Raw genomic sequence first — 1,023 nt, 5'->3', positions numbered from 1 at the left:
GTCGTCGGGGTCGAACAGCGGCGCGCGCCCGGCGCGGGCGACCGTGACCGGGTACCGCTCCCCCAGGTACTCGACGAGCAGCTGCTCGCCCTCGACGGCGTGCCAGGGCGGCAGGTAGGCCATGAGCAGGTGGGTGCCCAGGGACGGGGCGGCGCCCGCGCTGGTGACGTACGACGGCCGGCCGCGGCGGTCGACGATGCGCCGGCCGTCGGCCGTCAGCAGCGGCTCGCCGCCCTGGGGGTAGCGCCGGAGGCCGGCCGCGTCGCGGGCGTCGTCGAGCCGCAGCGTGCACAGCGTCGCCTCCGCCTCGCCCTCGCGGGCCTTCGTGTACGCGGCCTTCCCGACGAAGTCCGCGGCTTTCAGCCCGGGAAGGGCGAGGCCGGCCTCGACGGGGCCGTGCTCGGCGTCGAGCTCGTGGCCCATGAGCCGGTAGCCCTTCTCGATGCGGGCCGTGGTGCCGTAGACGCCGATGCCGGCGGGGACGAGCCCGTGCGGGGCGCCGGCCTCGACGAGGGTGTCCCACAGGCGCAGGCCGGCCTCGGTCGCGGCGTGCAGCTCCCAGCCGAGCTCGCCGACGTAGGAGAGGCGCAGCGCGAGGACCGGCGTCGAGCCGATCGTCAGCTCCCGCGCGGTCGCGAACCCGAAGGCGGCGTCGGAGACGTCGTCCTCGGTCACGGTCGCGAGGACGTCCCGCGCCCGCGGGCCCCAGAGCCCGAGCGTGCAGACGGCCGACGTCAGGTCCGTGAGCGCGACCGACCCGTCGTCGGGGAGGTGGCGCCGGAACCACGCCAGGTCCCGGGCCCCGTCGGCGCCGCCGGTGACCACCCGGAAGTGCGACGCGCCGAGCCGCACGACGGTGAGGTCGCTGCGGAACCCGCCGTCGGGACCCAGGACGGGGGTGTAGATGACCCGCCCGACGGGCCGGTCCATCTGCGCGACCGTCAGGTGCTGGAGGTACGCGAGCGCCCCGGGACCGCGCACGTCGAACTGCGAGAACGCGCTGAGGTCGATCACCGCGACGCC

1 protein-coding gene is annotated in these 1,023 nt (G+C 76.4%); it reads right to left on the bottom strand.

Annotated elements, in window-relative coordinates; all coding sequences use genetic code 11:
- Window positions 1-1,023 (bottom strand): aminomethyl transferase family protein (locus tag AC0CYZ_RS26325; RefSeq protein ID WP_472220858.1); only part of this gene is annotated, 1,023 nt, incomplete at both ends.

The organism is Actinomycetospora sp., from assembly GCF_055612215.1.
Note: the sequence above shows the minus strand (reverse complement) of the source record. Positions and strands in the feature narration are given on the sequence as shown.